Source organism: Nonomuraea sp. NPDC003214 (assembly GCF_053590035.1).
The window spans coordinates 314,268-330,619 of sequence record NZ_JBSFSX010000001.1 but is presented as its reverse complement, the minus strand read 5'-3'; the positions used below and the strand labels follow the sequence as shown (position 1 = coordinate 330,619).

15 protein-coding genes are annotated in these 16,352 nt (G+C 71.7%); 11 read left to right on the top strand and 4 right to left on the bottom strand.

The window, feature by feature from the left end; all coding sequences use genetic code 11:
• Positions 1-35 precede the first annotated feature (35 nt).
• Together ACWDXC_RS01570 and ACWDXC_RS01565 are read left to right on the top strand one after the other, a co-directional pair.
• Positions 36-989: a glucosyl-3-phosphoglycerate synthase gene (locus ACWDXC_RS01570; protein ID WP_449976860.1), complete on the top strand. Its 954-nt coding sequence runs from the start codon at positions 36-38 to the stop codon at positions 987-989.
• On the top strand, positions 986-2,101 hold the full coding sequence (locus tag ACWDXC_RS01565; protein WP_449976857.1) for a glycosyltransferase: 1,116 nt from the start codon (positions 986-988) through the stop codon (positions 2,099-2,101). The genes ACWDXC_RS01570 and ACWDXC_RS01565 overlap by 4 nt, the downstream gene beginning before the upstream one ends.
• On the opposite strand, the gene ACWDXC_RS01560 is transcribed toward ACWDXC_RS01565, so the two are convergent.
• A complete protein-coding gene (locus tag ACWDXC_RS01560) occupies positions 2,098-2,892 on the bottom strand; it encodes a universal stress protein (RefSeq protein ID WP_449976854.1) in 795 nt (264 codons plus the stop codon). The two genes, ACWDXC_RS01565 and ACWDXC_RS01560, sit on opposite strands and share 4 nt — an antisense overlap.
• Before the next feature lie 77 nt (positions 2,893-2,969).
• On the opposite strand from ACWDXC_RS01560, the gene ACWDXC_RS01555 reads away from it, so the two are divergent.
• Both ACWDXC_RS01555 and ACWDXC_RS01550 read left to right on the top strand, forming a co-directional pair.
• Complete coding sequence (locus ACWDXC_RS01555) at positions 2,970-3,272, top strand: hypothetical protein (protein WP_219505532.1); 303 nt, start codon at positions 2,970-2,972, stop codon at positions 3,270-3,272.
• 79 nt (positions 3,273-3,351) lie between these two features.
• On the top strand, positions 3,352-3,900 hold the full coding sequence (locus tag ACWDXC_RS01550; RefSeq protein WP_219505533.1) for a phosphatase PAP2 family protein: 549 nt from the start codon (positions 3,352-3,354) through the stop codon (positions 3,898-3,900).
• Here the strand turns inward: ACWDXC_RS01550 and ACWDXC_RS01545 are convergent.
• Both ACWDXC_RS01545 and mscL read right to left on the bottom strand, forming a co-directional pair.
• Positions 3,897-4,472 carry a hypothetical protein gene (locus tag ACWDXC_RS01545; RefSeq protein ID WP_364179383.1) on the bottom strand — a complete coding sequence of 192 codons (576 nt, stop codon included), beginning with the start codon at positions 4,470-4,472 and terminating at the stop codon, positions 3,897-3,899. The two genes, ACWDXC_RS01550 and ACWDXC_RS01545, sit on opposite strands and share 4 nt — an antisense overlap.
• 129 nt (positions 4,473-4,601) lie before the next feature.
• Complete coding sequence (mscL, locus tag ACWDXC_RS01540; protein WP_449976848.1) at positions 4,602-5,024, bottom strand: large conductance mechanosensitive channel protein MscL; 423 nt, start codon at positions 5,022-5,024, stop codon at positions 4,602-4,604.
• A 210-nt stretch (positions 5,025-5,234) separates the two neighbouring features.
• Between mscL and glgX the strand changes: the two genes are divergently transcribed.
• The 7 genes from glgX (at position 5,235) to ACWDXC_RS01505 (ending at position 15,783) form a co-directional block, all read left to right on the top strand.
• On the top strand, positions 5,235-7,328 hold the full coding sequence (gene glgX, locus ACWDXC_RS01535) for a glycogen debranching protein GlgX (protein WP_219505537.1): 2,094 nt from the start codon (positions 5,235-5,237) through the stop codon (positions 7,326-7,328).
• Entirely contained in the window at positions 7,321-9,429 is a 2,109-nt protein-coding gene (gene treY / locus ACWDXC_RS01530; RefSeq protein WP_449976844.1) for a malto-oligosyltrehalose synthase, read from the top strand. Before glgX ends, treY begins: the two co-directional genes overlap by 8 nt.
• A gap of 1 nt (position 9,430) precedes the next feature.
• Positions 9,431-11,140 (top strand): malto-oligosyltrehalose trehalohydrolase, encoded by a 1,710-nt coding sequence (treZ, locus tag ACWDXC_RS01525; protein WP_449976841.1) that lies wholly within the window; start codon positions 9,431-9,433, stop codon positions 11,138-11,140.
• A gap of 161 nt (positions 11,141-11,301) precedes the next feature.
• On the top strand, positions 11,302-12,255 hold the full coding sequence (locus ACWDXC_RS01520) for a hypothetical protein (protein WP_449976839.1): 954 nt from the start codon (positions 11,302-11,304) through the stop codon (positions 12,253-12,255).
• Positions 12,256-12,341: 86 nt separating this feature from the next.
• A complete protein-coding gene (locus tag ACWDXC_RS01515) occupies positions 12,342-13,280 on the top strand; it encodes a hypothetical protein (protein ID WP_449976836.1) in 939 nt (312 codons plus the stop codon).
• 992 nt (positions 13,281-14,272) lie between these two features.
• Positions 14,273-15,187 carry a metalloregulator ArsR/SmtB family transcription factor gene (locus tag ACWDXC_RS01510; protein ID WP_449976833.1) on the top strand — a complete coding sequence of 305 codons (915 nt, stop codon included), beginning with the start codon at positions 14,273-14,275 and terminating at the stop codon, positions 15,185-15,187.
• On the top strand, positions 15,184-15,783 hold the full coding sequence (locus ACWDXC_RS01505; protein ID WP_449976830.1) for a dihydrofolate reductase family protein: 600 nt from the start codon (positions 15,184-15,186) through the stop codon (positions 15,781-15,783). Before ACWDXC_RS01510 ends, ACWDXC_RS01505 begins: the two co-directional genes overlap by 4 nt.
• Before the next feature lie 5 nt (positions 15,784-15,788).
• Here the strand turns inward: ACWDXC_RS01505 and ACWDXC_RS01500 are convergent, their stop codons facing one another.
• Complete coding sequence (locus ACWDXC_RS01500; RefSeq protein ID WP_357583742.1) at positions 15,789-16,238, bottom strand: DUF1801 domain-containing protein; 450 nt, start codon at positions 16,236-16,238, stop codon at positions 15,789-15,791.
• Between the last annotated feature and the right edge of the window lie 114 nt (positions 16,239-16,352).

Below are 16,352 nucleotides of genomic sequence, written 5' to 3'. Positions count from 1 at the left end.
TCGGGGCTGACTGTATGGAGACAGATCTGCGAGCCTTGGCAAGGGTCGAGGAATGGTACGGGCCGCACTCGAGCACCGCGGCCGACTGGCCGGTCGACGCCCTCCTCCTCGCCAAGGGGACGACCACCGTGAGCGTCGTGCTCCCGGCGCGCGACGAGGAATCGACCGTCGGTGACATCGTCACCACGATCCGCCGTGACCTGGTCGAACGGTCGCCGCTCGTGGACGAGATCCTCGTCGTCGACTCGCACTCCACCGACGCCACCGCCGTCCGCGCGGCAGCCGCCGGAGCCCGCGTGGTGGCCCAGGACGCCGTGCTGCCCCACCTGCCCCCGCTGACCGGCAAGGGCGAGGCGCTGTGGAAGGGCCTGGCCGCCTCCACCGGGGACATCGTCGTCTTCGTGGACTCCGACCTGCGCGACTTCGACTCCCACTTCGTCTCCGGCCTGGTCGGGCCGCTGCTCGTGGACCGCCGGATCCAGTTCGTCAAGGGCGCCTACGAGCGGCCCTACACCGGCGAGGACGGCGTCGCCAGGCGCGGCGGCGGCGGGCGCGTCACCGAGCTGGTCGCCAGGCCGCTGCTCAACATGTTCTGGCCCGAGCTGTCCGGCTTCTGCCAGCCGCTCGGCGGCGAGTACGCGGCCCGCCGCTCGATCCTGGAGCGGGTGCCGTTCGTCACCGAGTACGGCGTCGAGTTCGGGCTGCTCGTCGACCTCCTCCAGGTGGCCGGGCTGGACGCGATGGCCCAGGTCGACCTCGGCTGCCGCACCCACAGCCACCAGTCGGTCACCGCGCTGGGCCGCATGGCCGGGCAGATCATGCTCACCGCCTGGTCCCGGCTGGAGCGCCAGGGCCGGGTGCTCGCCTCGCGACCTCCCGCGCACACGCTGCTGCAGTTCGGACTCGAAGGACAGGCCGACGTGGTGGATGTGGCCGTGGCCGAGCGGCCACCGCTGGCCTCGCTCGTACTGGAGGAGGATGTGGCATGAACGTCCTGGTGAACGCGGGGCCGTGGCTCGCGGTGCCGCCTCCCGGCTACGGCGGGATCGAGAACGTCGTCGCCACGCTCGTCCCCGCGCTGCGCGAGCGCGGCGTGCGGGTCGTGCTGGCGACGGTCGGATCGAGCACGCTGGAGGCCGACGAGCACATCAGCGTCTTCCCCGAAGGGCAGTTCGCCCACCTGCAGAAGCCCTACAACCAGGTCATGGGCCTCGCGCACGCCCACCAGACGCGGCTGGCCGCCGAGCTGCGCGGGCGCGACGACATCGACCTGGTCCACGACCACCTGGAGGTCGTCGGCCCCGCCGTGCTGTCCGCGCTGGGCGGCCCGCCCGTCCTGCACACGCTGCACTGGGACCTGCGCAAGCACCACGAGTTCTACTCTGCCTTCCCGCAGTCGATCGCCGTCAACGGCGTCTCGCAGTCGCAGCTCGCCCGCGCCCCGCAGGCGCTGCGCGAGGCCGCGCTCGGCGCCATCCACCTGGCCACCCCGCTCGCCGACCAGGACGTCCGGGTCGAACGGGGCGAGCACCTGGTGGTCATGGGCCGCGTCTGCGGGCTCAAGGGCCAGCACATCGCCGCCCGGGTGTGCCAGAAGCTCGGCCTGCCGCTGGTGCTGGCCGGCCCGGTCAGCGGGCTGAACTCGCCCGCCGAGCTGGAGGCCGTCGCCCAGGACCCGGGCCATCCGCTGCACGGCCATCCCGACGTGCGCTACTTCGTCGAGCGCGTCACGCCGTACCTGGACGGCGACCTGACCCGGTGGGTCGGCTCGGTCGGCGGCGCCGAGCGGGACGGGCTGTACGCCTCCGCCCGCGCGTCGCTGTTCCCCATCCAGTGGGACGAGCCGGGCGGCACCGCCGTCGTCGAGGCGCTGGCGCTCGGCGTCCCGCCCGTCGGACTGCGGCGCGGCTGCCTGCCCGAGATCATCGAGCACGGCCGCACCGGCTTCCTCGCCGACACCGAGGAGGAGCTGGCCGAGTGGGTGCTGCGGGTGGACGAGCTGGACCCGGAGGAGTGCCGGCGTGAGGCCCGCCGCCGCTTCTCCCCGGCCGTCATGGCCGATCGCTACCTGGAACTGTACGAGCGGGCCCGGCGCCGCTAGACGAAACCCCGGGGCAGCACCGCGACGGGGCAGGCCGAGGCGCGCAGCAGCTTCATCGCCAGCTCGCCGATGAACACCCGGTGCGGCTGGGCGTCCTCGCTGGCCGCGCAGACCAGCAGCTCGCCCGGCAGCCATTCGGCGGCGGCCACGGCGGCGGCCACGTCGTGCCCTTCGGCGACGTCCGCCTCGGCTTCGAGGCCGGTGCTCTCCCAGGCCAGGCGGACGGCCAGGGCCAGGTCGTCGCGGATGCGCTCCGGATCGTCCGTGCGCAGGTCGAAGGTGATCAGCCGGAGCGGCACGCCGAGCCGGAGCGCGGCCTCCGCCACCCGGGGGACCGCCGCGTCGCACTGCGGCCGGTGCACGTACGCCAGCGTCAGCCGGGAGGGCCGCTCGGGCGGCGCGTAACCGGCGGGCACCGCCACCACCGCCTCCGGCGACAGGTGCAGCAGGTGGGAGGCGGTGCTGCCGAGGGAGATGAGCCCGTGCTGCCCGCCGTCGGCCGACCCGACGACGACCAGGTCGGCCTTGATGCGGCTGGCCAGCACGGCCAGGCCGCGCCCCGCGCCCCGGCTCTCGAACGCCATGAACCCGGCCGGGGTGTCCTCCAGCAGCCCGGCGGCGTGCGCCAGCGCGGCCTGCGCCTCGACGGCCAGCCCCGGGCTGCCCGGAGGGTAGATCGCCGCCACCGTGAGCTCCCCGCCGGTGATCCGCGTGATGGCGGCGCCCAGGGCGAGAGCGTCACGCCCGCCGGCGTCGTCGGTGTAGCCGACGATCACGTGCTCTCCGATCACGCATGCCCTCTTACCCGCTGTGACCAGGGAATACGCCGCCTTTTCAGGACGTTTCAAACATGCGGAGGCGTAAGGAAGTGAAGATCACTCTTGACACCAGGTTCAACGGCTCCCTCGGCCCGGTCACGCTGCGTGAGGCCGTAGCCCAGCTCAAGGCCCAGGACCTCGCCTGCACCGTCGCCCCGGAAACCGTGGCGGGCAAGGTCAGCGTGTTCGCCGACTGCGTCGAGCGCGGCTTCACGCCGCTGCGCAGCGAGATCATGGCCGCCTGCTACGTCGCGGAGCGCGACGCCACGACCGAGGCGTTCGACCGCGGGCTCATCACCGAGGGCGAGCTGCGCCAGCAGTATCTGGACCTCGATCGCAGGTTCCTGGCCTAGGTCGTCCTTTCGGCTGAGGCGAAGCCCAAGATCCATTCATAATGTCGTGTCCATCACCTGTTAATGGATTGGACACGAGTTGTACCGCGACATCGTCGACTTCGCACTCTCCACGCCCGCCTGGCTGCACACCTTCGCCGAGGTAGGCACCGACGGCGGGCTGTTCGTCTTCGCCGCGCTCTTCCTGCTCTGCTTCTGGCGGGCCCGCAACGCCCCCGCCCGCGACCTGGCGATCACCATCGCCGGCCCGGCCGGAGTGGTGTGCGCGTACGTGGTGAGCGAGGTGCTCAAGACCGTGGTGCGCGAGGACCGGCCGTGCCGGGGCGGGATCGCGACGATCGCCGCCTGCCCGCCGGTGGACGACTGGTCGTTCCCCAGCAACCACGCGGTCATCGCCGCGGGCGCGGCGGGAGCGCTGGTGCTGGCATGGCGCACGCTCGCCTGGGCGGTCGTCCCGCTGGCGGCCGTCATGGCGTTCTCGCGGGTGTTCGTCGGCGTGCACTACCCGCACGACGTGGCCGCCGGGTTCGTGCTCGGCCTGGTGCTCGCGCCCCTGTTCGCGCTGCTGCTGGTGGGCGCCGTCACCCCGGTCGTCAAGCTGGCCCGGCTACGCCTGGCCGCCCGCTAGGCCGACCACTCGTGACGGGTCAGGAACCCCCGCTCGCCCGTCGCGTACTCGTGGAAGGCGCGCCGCACCTCCTCCAGGTCCTCCACCAGGGTGCGGACCAGCGAGCCCTCCTTGTACTCCAGCTCGAAGCCCGGCGACACCTGGATGAAGTGGTGGCCGAAGGTGACCAGGGCCGTGAACGGGTTCTGCGGCGACATCGTCGCGAGCACGTCGTGCACCAGGCCCAGGTCCGGGTCGTGCACGATCAGGCCGTCGCCGGTGTGGAGCTGCATGCCCGCGTAGACGCCCAGCGGCGCGACGTTGTGCACCAGGTCGCGCTGCGGGTCGTAGCACACCAGCCCGTGCGCCCGCGCGGTCGCGAACACCTGGGCCGACATCTCGTCCATGGTGTCCAGGTCCATCGTCACCAGCACGTGATCGTCGTAGGCGGTGACGATCCCGGGCAGCTCCTTGGCGATCTCCGGCAGCTCCCCGCTGACCGGCTCGGTCTTCTTGACCTCCAGGTACGCGGCCCGCGCCCGGTCTCTGGAGATAGGGGCGGGCTCGTCCCAGACCATCAACTCAACGCTCACCCGTCCATCTTGTCGAACTGTCGCCGCACTTGGTGCGGTAGTGGCCGTAAGAACACGAAACCCACGCCCAGCGCGCCCGTCGTCCGCGTGGCGTCGGCGTGGTGGGTCGCACCTTTCCGGATATGTCGGTTATCGGTCCGGCTTCTCGGAGGCCGGGACCAGCTCCACCGTGCAGTGCATGCACCGGCGCGCCTCGGCCGGGATGTCGCCGACGCACTCGGGGCACTGCTTGGTGGCCGCCTTCTCGTTCCGGTCGAACAGGCTGATCAGCCGCGTCATCGGCATCACGACCAGCCAGTACACGATGGCCGCGATCAGCACGAACGTGATCAGATGGTTGACGAAGTCGCCGTACTTGAACTCGCTGCCGTTGACGGTGAAGGAGTACTCGGCGAAGTTCGGCTGCCGCCCGCCGGTGACCGCCCCGATCAGCGGCGTCACCAGGTCCCTGACCAGCGCCTGCACCAGCCCGCTGAACGTGGCCCCGACGATCACCGCGACCGCCAGCTCCACGATGTTTCCGCGTAACAGGAATTTCTTGAAACCACCCATGGAAGGGCTATGTAGCCGGGCAAAAGCTGACCAAACCCTCATGCTGGAGTACGTGGGCCGCCTCCCCAGCCGCGCCAGGGGAGGCGGCCCACCCGTTTTGCCGCAGCCTTGAGGTGATCGTCCGGAGGGCCGGGGAAGGAAGGTGATGCCCGACGGCTTGTCCGGGGGAGCGGGGGAACGGAACATGGGAGAGACCGTGAGGGAGCCTCGATGATCGAAGTCTGGCCGGGAGATCCGTATCCACTCGGGGCCACCTACGACGGCGCGGGCACCAACTTCTCGCTCTACACCGAGGTCGCCGACGCCGTCGAGCTGTGCCTGTTCGACGACGACAACAAGGAGTCCCGCGTACGGCTGAGCGAGGTCGACGGGTTCATCTGGCACGGCTACCTGCCGGGCATCGGCCCCGGCCAGCGCTACGGCTACCGGGTGCACGGCCCCTACGACCCGGCGCGCGGCCTGCGCTGCAACCCGGCCAAGCTGCTGCTCGACCCGTACGCGATGGCGATCGAGGGCGGGGTGACGTGGAACGAGGCGGTTTACGGCTACCGCTTCGGCTCGCCCGACACGCGCAACGACAAGGACTCCGCCCGGTACGTGCCGCGCTCGATCGTCATCAACCCGTTCTTCGGCTGGGGCCACGACCGGCCGCCCGCGACCCCGTACCACGACACCGTGATCTACGAGGCGCACGTGCGCGGGCTGACGATAGGGCATCCGAAGATCCCCAAGCACCTGCGCGGCACCTACGCGGCCCTCGGCCACCCCGAGATCCTCGACCACCTGACCAAGCTCGGCGTGACCGCGCTGGAGCTCATGCCGGTCCACCAGTTCGTCACCGACCACATCCTGGAGCAGCGCGGGCTGTCCAACTACTGGGGCTACAACTCGATCGGCTTCTTCGCCCCGCACAACCGCTACTCCAGCCAGGGCCAGCGCGGCGGGCAGGTGCTGGAGTTCAAGGCCATGGTGCGGGCGCTGCACGAGGCCGGCATCGAGGTCATCCTGGACGTCGTCTACAACCACACCGCCGAGGGCAACCACCTCGGGCCGACGCTCAGCTTCAAGGGCATCGACAACCCCGACTACTACCGGCTCGTGCCCACCGACAAGCGCTACTACGTCGACACCACCGGCACCGGCAACAGCCTGCTCATGCGGTCACCGCACGTGCTCCAGATGATCATGGACTCGCTGCGCTACTGGGTGATCGAGATGCACGTCGACGGGTTCCGCTTCGACCTCGCCTCGACGCTCGCCCGCGAGCTGCACGAGGTCGACCGGCTGAGCGCCTTCTTCGACCTGGTCCAGCAGGACCCCGTGCTGTCCCAGGTCAAGCTCATCGCCGAGCCCTGGGACGTCGGCCCCGGCGGCTACCAGGTGGGCAACTTCCCCTCACGCTGGACCGAGTGGAACGGCCGCTACCGCGACACCATCCGCGACCTGTGGCGCGGGCAGCCGGCCACCATGCCGGAGTTCGGCTACCGCTTCACCGGCTCCAGCGACCTCTACCAGGCCGACACCCGCCGCCCCGCCGCCTCGATCAACTTCGTCACCTGCCACGACGGCTTCACCCTCCAGGACCTCGTCTCGTACGACCACAAGCACAACGAGGCCAACAAGGAGGGCAACCGCGACGGCACCGACGACAACCGGTCCTGGAACTGCGGCGCGGAAGGCCCGGCCGACTGGGCCGTCGAATCCCTGCGCGAGCAGCAGAAACGCAACTTCCTCACCACGCTGTTCCTGTCGCAGGGCGTGCCGATGCTCTCCCACGGCGACGAGCTCGGCCGCACCCAGCAGGGCAACAACAACGGCTACTGCCAGGACAACGAGATCACCTGGGTCGACTGGTCCGACGTCAGGGAGAACTGGCTGCTGCTGGAGTTCACCCAGAGCCTGGCGGCGCTGCGCAAGAAGCATCCGGTGTTCCGCCGCAGGAGGTTCTTCTACGGCAAACCGGTGCGCGGCCTGAGCGACATCGCCTGGCTCACCCCGTCCGGGGAGGAGATGACCGACAGCGACTGGAACGTCGGCTACGCCAAGTCGCTGGCCGTCTTCCTCAACGGCGACGCCATCACCGAGCCCGACCGCCGCGGCCGGCCCATCAGGGACGACTCGTTCCTGCTGCTGTTCAACGCGCACCACGACACGATCAGGTTCACGATCCCCAAGGACTACGGAGAGATGTGGCAGACCGAGATCGACACCGCCATGCCGATCAGGCTGGACGTCCGGATGTGCCGGGCGGGCGAGGGAGTGGCCGTGCCCGGACGCAGCGTGCGGGTGTTGCGCCGTGTCTAGGCCGATCTCGACCTACCGCCTCCAGCTGACCCCCGACTTCGGCTTCGCCCAGGTCGCCGACCTCGCCGGCTACCTGCGCGACCTCGGCGTCACCCACGTCTACCTGTCGCCGATCCTCCAGGCCGTGCCCGGCTCACGCCACGGCTACGACGTCACCGACCACTCCCGCGTCCGCGAGGAGTTCGGCGGCGCGCAGGGCTTCAGGGAGATGGCCCAGCGGCTGGCCGCCCACGACCTGGGCATCGTCCTCGACCTGGTCCCCAACCACATGAACACCGAGAACGAGCGGTTCATGGCCGTGCTCCGCGACGGGCCCGGCTCGCCGTACGCCCGCTGGTTCGACATCGAGTGGGACGGCGGGAAGGTGGCGCTGCCGGTCCTCGGCGACGACGCCGACCCGGCCGAGGCCGAGCGCAACTACCCCCAGCCCGGCTACCACAAGCTGGTCGACTGGCGGGAGGGCCCCGGCTACCGGCGCTTCTTCGACGTCTCGACGCTGATCGGGCTGCGGGTCGAGGACCCGGAGGTGTTCTTCGCCACCCACGAGGTGATCTTCTGGCTGCTCGACGAGGGCCTCGTCGACGGGCTGCGGATCGACCACCCCGACGGGCTCGCCGACCCGCGCGGCTACCTGGAGGCGCTGCGCGCCAGGACCGGCGGCGTGTGGACGGTCGTGGAGAAGATCCTCATCGGCGCCGAACGGCTGCCCGACGACTGGGCGTGCGACGGCACCACCGGCTACGAGGCGCTCAACCGCGTCAACGGCCTGTTCGTCGACCCCGAGGGCAAGGCGCCGCTGGTCGAGCTGTTCACCCGCCTGACCGGCGAGCCCGAGGACTACCACGCGGTCATGGCCAGGGCCAAACGGGAGGTCATCGACCTGTTCTTCGGCCCCGAGGTGCGCCGCCTGGCCCGCGCCGCCTCCTGCACCCCCGAGGCCGCCGTCGAACTGCTCGCCGCCATGCCCGTCTACCGCGCCTACGTGGTGCCCGGCGAGCCGCCGCCGCGCCGGTCCGTGGAGATCGTCGAGCAGGCCGCCGCGACCTGCTCACCCGCCGTCCGGCCGCTCGTCCAGCAGGCCCTGTACGGCTCGCCCGAGGCGATCATCCGCTTCCAGCAGGCGTGCGGCCCCGTGATGGCCAAGGGCGTCGAGGACACCGCGCTCTACCGGTGGTTCCCGCTGTCGTGCCTGAACGAGGTCGGCGGCGAACCCGACCTGTTCGGGCTCTCCGCCGAGGAGTTCCACGCGTTCTGCGCGAACATGCCGCCCCACTCCATGACCACGCTGTCCACCCACGACACCAAACGCTCCGAGGACGTGCGGGCCAGGCTGTCGGTGCTGTCGGAGCTGCCCGAGGAGTGGGCCGAGGCCGTCGCGGGCTGGTCGGCCGAGCTGAGCTTCGACCGCCACCTCGACTACCTCGCCTGGCAGAACCTCATGGCCGCCTGGCCGATCTCCGCCGAGCGGTTCACCGACTACCTGCTCAAGGCCGCCCGCGAGGCCAAGACCGCGATCTCCTGGATCCGCCCCGACCCCGGCTACGAGCAGCGGCTGCGCGCCTTCGCCGAGGCCGCGGTGCGGCTCGACGTGGGCGCGTTCACCCGGCGCATCGACCCCTACGCGATGTCCAACTCGCTCGGCGCCAAGCTCGTGCAGCTCATGATGCCCGGCGTGCCCGACGTCTACCAGGGCAACGAGACGACCGACTTCTCCCTGGTCGACCCGGACAACCGGCGGCCCGTCAGCTTCCCCCGCGAACCCGCCACCGAGTGGGACGCGGCCAAGCTCCTCGTCACCTCCCAGGCGCTGCGGCTGCGCCGCCGACTCGAACCCGCCGCCGCGTACACCCCCATGAGCGCCGAAGGCGACGCCGCCGAGCACGTGATCGCCTTCGCCCGCGGCGACCGGCCCGCCGCCGTCGCCGTCGCCACCCGCCTGCCCGTGCGCCTGGCCCGGCGCGGCTGGGGGGCCACCACACTGACGCTGCCGCCCGGCCACTGGCGCGACCTGCTCGCCGGCGGCCGGCACACCGGCCGCGTCCCGCTCGCCCACCTGCTCGGTACGTATCCCGTCGCACTCCTGGAGAGACATGATCTTTGAGGTGTGGGCACCCAGAGCCACGGCCGTCGACGTGGACGTGGACGGCCGGCGGCACCCCCTCACCGCCGGCGCGGGCGGCTGGTGGTCCGCCGAGGTGGCCGAGGCCGGCCACGGCAGCCGCTACGGGTTCGTGCTCGACGGCGACGGGCCCTACCCCGACCCGCGCTCGCGCCGCCAGCCCGAAGGCGTCTTCGGCCCCAGCGCCGTCTACGAGCACGACCGCTTCACCTGGGCCGACCACGACTGGAAGGGCCGCGACCTGCGCGGCAGCGTGATCTACGAGCTGCACATCGGCACCTTCACCCCCGAGGGCACCTTCGAGGCGGCCGCCGACAGGCTCCAGCACCTGGTGGAGCTCGGCGTCGACCTCGTCGAGATCATGCCGGTCGCGCCCGTGCCCGGCACCCGCAACTGGGGCTACGACGGCGTCGACCTCTACGCCGTCAACGAGACCTACGGCGGCCCCGACGGCCTCAAGACCTTCGTCGACGCCTGTCACCGGGCCGGGCTCGGCGTCCTGCTCGACGTCGTCTACAACCACCTCGGGCCGTCGGGCAACTTCCTGCACCCCTTCGGCCCGTACTTCTCCGGCTTCGCCGGTAGCTACTGGGGCGAAGCGGTCAACCTCGACGGGCCCGGCTCCGACGTGGTGCGACGCTACTTCATCGACAACGCGCTCCAATGGCTGCGCGACTACCACCTCGACGGGCTCCGGCTCGACGCCGTCCACGCGCTGCACGACCGCCGGGCCACCCACCTGCTCGCCGAACTCGCCGACGAGACCGACGCCCTCGCCTGCTCCCTCGGCCGGCCCCTCACGCTCATCGCCGAATCCGACCTCAACGACCCCCGCATGGTACGGTCCCGCGACGCCGGCGGACTCGGCATGACCGCCCAATGGGACGACGACGTCCACCACGCCCTCCACACCGCCGTCAGCGGCGAGACCCACGGCTACTACGCCGACTTCGCCGGCCTGCCCGCCCTGGCCAAGGTGCTGACCCGCGGCGTCCTGCACGATGGCGGCCACTCCAGCTTCCGCGAACGCGCCCACGGCGCCCCCTTCACCGGAGTCCCCGGCCACCGGCTCGTCGCCTGCCTGCAGAACCACGACCAGATCGGCAACCGGCCCGCCGGCGACCGGCTGCCGATGCCCGCGCTCAAGCTCGGCGCCGGGCTGCTGCTCACCTCACCGTTCACGCCGATGCTGTTCATGGGGGAGGAGTGGGGGGCCGGGACGCCGTTCCTGTTCTTCTCCGACCACGTCGAGCCCCACCTGCGCGAGAGCGAGGGCGGGCGGAGGCAGAAGGAGTTCGAAGGGTTCGGCTACGCCTGGGAGGCGCCCGACCCGTCGGACGAGGAGACGTTCCTGCGCTCCAAACTCGACTGGGACGAGCTCAAGGGGGAGGAGCACTGGTCGCTGCTGTGCTGGTACCGCGACCTCATCGCGCTGCGCAAGGCGCTGCCCGAACTGTCGGACCCGCGCCTGGACCGGGTGCGCGTCGAGACGGACCCGGCGGGCGACTGGCTCGTGGTGCGGCGCGGTTCGCTGGCGGTCAGTGTCAACCTCGCCACCGAGACTCGCACCCTGCCGGGCACGCTGGGCACGGTGCTCCTGGCCTCCGACGAGCCGATCGAGGCAGGTGAGGACGGCATCCGCCTCCCCGGCCAATCCCTGGTCATCCACCGCCCCCTGCCTCCCACGCCCTAGCCCTTTACCCGCTATTCACAGGAGGGGGCCGGGGCGCCCGTCGTCCACAGGCACGGCGGCCTCCTCCTCCACCGTCCACAGAACGCCGTTCTCCTCCACGCCCCGCCGCCCCGCTGCCCGATCCTGGCTGCCTCACCGCACCCATCCCCCGGGAGGCCGCCATGCAGATCGCCCTTGCCCTGCCCGCCCTGCTGACCTCACTGTTCGTCGTCGCCGTCGAACGGCTGCCGTTCGAGCTCACCGCCCTGCCGTGGCGCGTCGGCACCCCCTACCGCCGTGCCGCCATCGCCCAGGCGGGCACCCGGTCCCTCCTCCTCACCCACCACCCGTCCCCCTGGAGACAGCCCGGCACCACCACCTTCACCGACGCCGAACGCCGCCTCCTGCGCCGCTCCACCGAGCACGTCGTCATCTCCGCCACCACCCCGCCCACCGCCCTCCCGGCCGCCGCCCAACTCGCCCGAGCCACAGCCCGCACCCTCGCCCACGCCAGCGCCGGCCTCCTCGTCGACCCCCTGACCGGCACCACCCAGCCCCACCCCGTTCAGCCCACCCCCACCCACCCCATTCGGCCCACCTCCACCCACCCCGTGGCGGAACCCGCCAAGTTCCACCTCGGCGACGGCTGGCTCGGCTGGGACGTCCGCGTCCACGACGACGCCACCTGCCCACCGTGGAACCCCGCCGACACGGGCACCTGCGACGCGCTGAGCGTCACCTCCCGAGGGCTGAGCCGCTTCGCCCTGCCGGAGATCACCCTCGACGGCGCGGCCTGCGCCCACCGCCTGTGCGCCACCGACCTCCTCCGCACGGTCGCCCACCGTCTGGTGGCGGACCAGCTGGCCTTCCTCGCCGCCCACCCGGACGCCCGCCTCCGCCTCATCGACGACCACCTGCGCATCGGCCCGCCATCACCCTTGAGCGTCCGCCTCACGCCCTGCTCGACCACCCCGGCCGACCTGGGCCGCACAGGCAGCATCAGACGCCTCAAGATCGCCCCCACGACCGGCGGCGACCAGATCACCTGCCTGCGCGTCGGCCCACCCTCCGGCTTCACCGGCTCCCTCAACGACTGGCTCTGCGCCCCCCACCCCACCCCCGCCCTGGCAGCTTGAAACGCCCACCCCACCCGATGCAGGAACGCCACCCGGCACGGGAACCCCCGAGGAACACCCGCCGCCCCCCATTCGTCCACAAAGTCGTGGACCCAATCGAAGACCTCGACCGTCGCCTGCGGGAAACACGTGAAGCCGTTCGCAGGTTCGACCAGCTCGCCGCCCGGCGCTCCACCGTCAACACCCAGCTCAGGGAGGTCACCGAAGCAGTCACCCGGCTGGAGGCCGAGCTCGAGAAGGAACAGCGGGACGTGACCCGACTGGAGGGCGGCTTCTCAGGGTTCCTGGCGGGCCTGACGGGCGGCAAACAGGAGCGCCTGACCCGCGAACGAGCCGAGGCCCAGGTCGCCGCCGAACGCCTCGACGGCCAGCGCCACCGCCTCACCGACCTCACCGCCGACCTCGAAGCCACGGATCGGGTGCTGTCCCACCTGGCCGGCGCCGCCGAAGCCTACGAGCAGGCGCTGGCCGACAAGGAACGTCTCCTGGTCGACCTGGCCGACCCCCGGGCGCAACGCCTCATCGACCTGGCCACCCAACTGGCCGACACCGAGGCCGACCTCCGAGAGCACGACGAGGCCATCCAGGCGGGCGACACGGCCCGCCGCGCGGTCGCCGAGATGCTCGCCCTCCTCACGCATGCCCACGGCGCCTCCACCTTCGACATGCTCGGCGGCGGCGCCTTCGCCGACGCGGTCGAGCGCCACCACCTCAGAGCAGCCGACCAGGTCGCCTGGCACGCCCAGCGCGCCCTCGACGTCTTCTCCCGCGAACTCGCCGACATCGGCTGGACCGCCACCCCCCGACTCCCCAAGGTGGACACCCGCTGGTTCGCCGACACCTTCTTCGACAACATCATCACCGACGCCCTCAAACACCAGCGCATCAACCGCACCCGCAACGCCGTGACAGCCATGTCCCAGTGGCTGGACACCTCCCTCCACGCCCTCACGGCCCAGCGAAACGACCTCGCAGCCCTCCACACCCAACTCCTCCAGGAACGAGAACACCTCCTAACCGCCTAACCCCGCCAACCAGGGCACGCCCCCGTGCCCCAAAGCGCCGCACCCCACGAACCTGGCACCTCCCACTTAGCCCTGCGGCCCCACCTCATACCCAGCCCCCACCCCGCCAGCTCATCCAGCCCCCACCCCGCCCCTTCACCCACCCGCCTCACGCCGAAGCCCACCCGCTTGCTCCCGGCGCCGGTGCCCGCTGCCGCCCCTACGCCCGCCGTCCACCTGCCCGTCCCGCCGCCGGCATCGGTCCGCCCCTTCGGGTCGGGCTGTCGCCCTCGGGTCGGGCTGTCGTCCCTGCATTGCACCCGCCCCCCGCATCGCGCCCGCCTGGGCCGCGCCTCTCGCGGCCCCGCACCGTGCCTGCCTGCGCTGGCACCTGCCCTGTCGGCCCCCACCTGCCCGGTCGCCCCCACGCGCCCGGTCGCTCCCGATGCCCGGTCGCCCCCACGTGCCCGGTCGCTCCCAGCTGCCCACGCGCTCCCCACGAGCCCGGCCGCCTCCACGAGCCCGGCGGTCTCCGCGCCCTGCTCCGGCCCTGGGTCCGTGCCATCCGATCCCGGCCTCGGCGGTCCGGCCTGGTTCGGTCCTGGGCCTTGCCGAGCCGGGTATGCACCTCGTCCGCAGGTCGCCGCTTGCCTGTCGTGTGGGCACCCCGCCGGTCCGTTCGCGCCCGCCTCGGTCCCGCGTCTGGCCGGTCCGGCCCCCGGCCTGCCGGGTGCGGTGTGGGCGTCGGCTCCCGGGCCTGCCGCGTGCGGTGCGGGCGTCGTCCGCCGCGTTCGCTGGCCTGTCGTGCGGGCGCGCCGTTGGTCCGTTCGTGGGCGCCGCCGGTTCCCCCGGCCCCCGCTGGGCCGGTCCCGGCCCCGCCGGTGCGGTTCGCGGGTCCCTGGGGTTCGGTCTGCTCTCGGGAGGGGTCGGGTCGGAAGCGGGGTGGTGTGGTACGAGCGGGCTACCAAGTTATTCCTTGACACGAATATTCGTCATGGTGAATACTTCTGGGCATGGACGAACTCCTCGCTGCGTTGGCTGATCCGGCGCGTTGGCGGCTCGTACGGCTGCTGGCTGAGCGGCCGCGGCCCGTGGGGGTGCTCGCGCGGCTGGCTGAGGCAAGGCAGCCGCAGACGACCAAGCACCTGCAGAACCTTGAGCGGGCCGGGGTCGTCGTCTCGCAGCGCACGGGCCAGCGCCGGATCTACGCGCTCCGGCCCGGGCCGCTGCGGGATCTGGCGGCGGCGCTCAACGGGCTGGCCGATGCCGCGGATCAGGCCGGTGAGACGTATGACCGTTATGGGCTCAGTGTTCAGGCGGAGCGGCTGGCCGCGCGGGAGGCGGGGTGGGCCGATGGCCGCTCGTTCCGCTTTCATCGGTCGCTGGCCGCATCGCCCGAGCTGGTGTGGCGGCATCTGACCGAGGCGGAGTTGCTTGCCCGCTGGTGGACGCCGGACGAGTTGCGCGTCTCGGAGTTGGTGTTCGAGGCGCGGCCAGGCGGGCGGATCGTGCACGAGTACCGCGACGCCGAGGACACCGACGGCTCCGATCCGGTCGCCGGGCGCGCGGAGGGGGTTGTCGTCGAGGCGCAGCCAGGGGAGCGGCTGTCCTATCGGCTCTCTCCGCGGCTGCCCGGTGGGGGCGTCGCGTTCACCGCCCACCTCGACCTGGACCTGCGTCCCGGCGGCGCCGGTTCGGGCGGGGGGACGGAGCTGGAGGTCCGGTTCCGGGTCGCCGACAGCACGGTGGACTCGGCGGACTTCATCGCGGGGATCGAGCTCGGGTTCGGGCAGAGTCTCGACAAGCTCGCGGCCACCCTCCAGGCCCTCCAGGCCCTCCAGGCCAATCAGGCCAATCAGGCCGATCAGATCAATCAGCCCGAACAGGCCGAGCACACGGACGACACCACTACAGGGAGCACGACATGACCAGTCAGGACAACCGCAAGGTCACCGCGAATCTCAGCCTCACGATGGACGGGCGTTACAACGGCCCCGGCGGCCCTGCCGACTTCGCGGCGTTCGCGCCGTACGTGACCAGTGAGGTGGCCAGGGATCACATGACCCGCATGTGGGAGAGCGCGACGACGGCGCTGCTCGGGAGGGTGAACGCCGAGGGGTTCCTGGGCTACTGGCCGCCGGTCGCCGAGGACGAGGACGCCGACCCGCGTGACCGCGGCTACGCGAAGTGGCTGGTCGACGTGGAGAAGGTGGTCTTCTCCAGCACGCTGACGGAGGCGCCGTGGGAGCGCGCCCGGGTGGTGAACGCGCCCGCCGCGGACGTCGTCGCCGAGCTCAGGGCCCAGGAGGGCGGCGACATCCTGGTCAACAGCAGCGCGAGCGTCATCAAGCCGCTGCTGGCGGCGGACCTGGTCGACCGCCTCTACCTGATGATCTTCCCCGAGATCGCCGGGGGCGGGCAGCGGCTGTTCGAGGACGGGCTGCCGGCCACGTCGTGGAAGCTGACCCGCCAGGAGACCGGCGCGATGGGCGAGATGGCCCTGATCTACGACCGGGCCCGCTGAGAAGGTCAGGGCCCAGGAGGGCGGCCGGCTCGGTCGACGCCGCGGTGGACGCGCACCGTACGGTCGATGAGCTCGCGCAGGGCGCCCTCGTCGACGGCGTCGAGCCGTTTCAGGTAGAGGCACCCCTTGCCGGTCGTGTGCGGGCCGAGCCGGGCGAGCACGGACGCGTGCCGCTCCTCGTAGCCGCCGACCAGGTAGACGACCAGGTGCTGCTTGCGCGGTGAGAACCCGGCGAGAGGCCAGTCGCCGGTGTGGCCGCTGGCGTAGACGTAGTGGTAGCTGCCGAAGCCGACGATGCTCGGCCCCCACATCACGGCCGGCTCGCCGACCACCTCGGTCATGATCGCGCGCAGGCGCAGGGCGTCGGCCCGGCGGCGCTCGCCGGGGACCGCCGCCAGGAACGCGTCCACGTCGGCGCCGGTCGGGACGGTCACCGGCTGTTTCGAGGTCGCCATGACGGCATGCTCCCACGCGGGTCCGACAAACGTCATACGGCTCTGGCCCGCCTCGTGAGCGGCGGCGATGGCGGAGAGGATGTACGGCACGGGGAAGGCGACGTGCCGGACGAC

What these genes read in the sequence shown, in the direction of transcription:
- ACWDXC_RS01565 (WP_449976857.1), top strand. Translation starts at nt 986, where the DNA reads ATGAACGTCCTGGTGAACGCGGGGCCGTGGCTCGCGGTGCCGCCTCCC.
- mscL (WP_449976848.1), bottom strand. Translation starts at nt 5,024, where the DNA reads ATGGGTGGTTTCAAGAAATTCCTGTTACGCGGAAACATCGTGGAGCTG.
- glgX (WP_219505537.1), top strand. Translation starts at nt 5,235, where the DNA reads ATGATCGAAGTCTGGCCGGGAGATCCGTATCCACTCGGGGCCACCTAC.
- ACWDXC_RS01520 (WP_449976839.1), top strand. Translation starts at nt 11,302, where the DNA reads ATGCAGATCGCCCTTGCCCTGCCCGCCCTGCTGACCTCACTGTTCGTC.
- ACWDXC_RS01510 (WP_449976833.1), top strand. Translation starts at nt 14,273, where the DNA reads ATGGACGAACTCCTCGCTGCGTTGGCTGATCCGGCGCGTTGGCGGCTC.
- ACWDXC_RS01505 (WP_449976830.1), top strand. Translation starts at nt 15,184, where the DNA reads ATGACCAGTCAGGACAACCGCAAGGTCACCGCGAATCTCAGCCTCACG.
- ACWDXC_RS01500 (WP_357583742.1), bottom strand. Translation starts at nt 16,238, where the DNA reads ATGGCGACCTCGAAACAGCCGGTGACCGTCCCGACCGGCGCCGACGTG.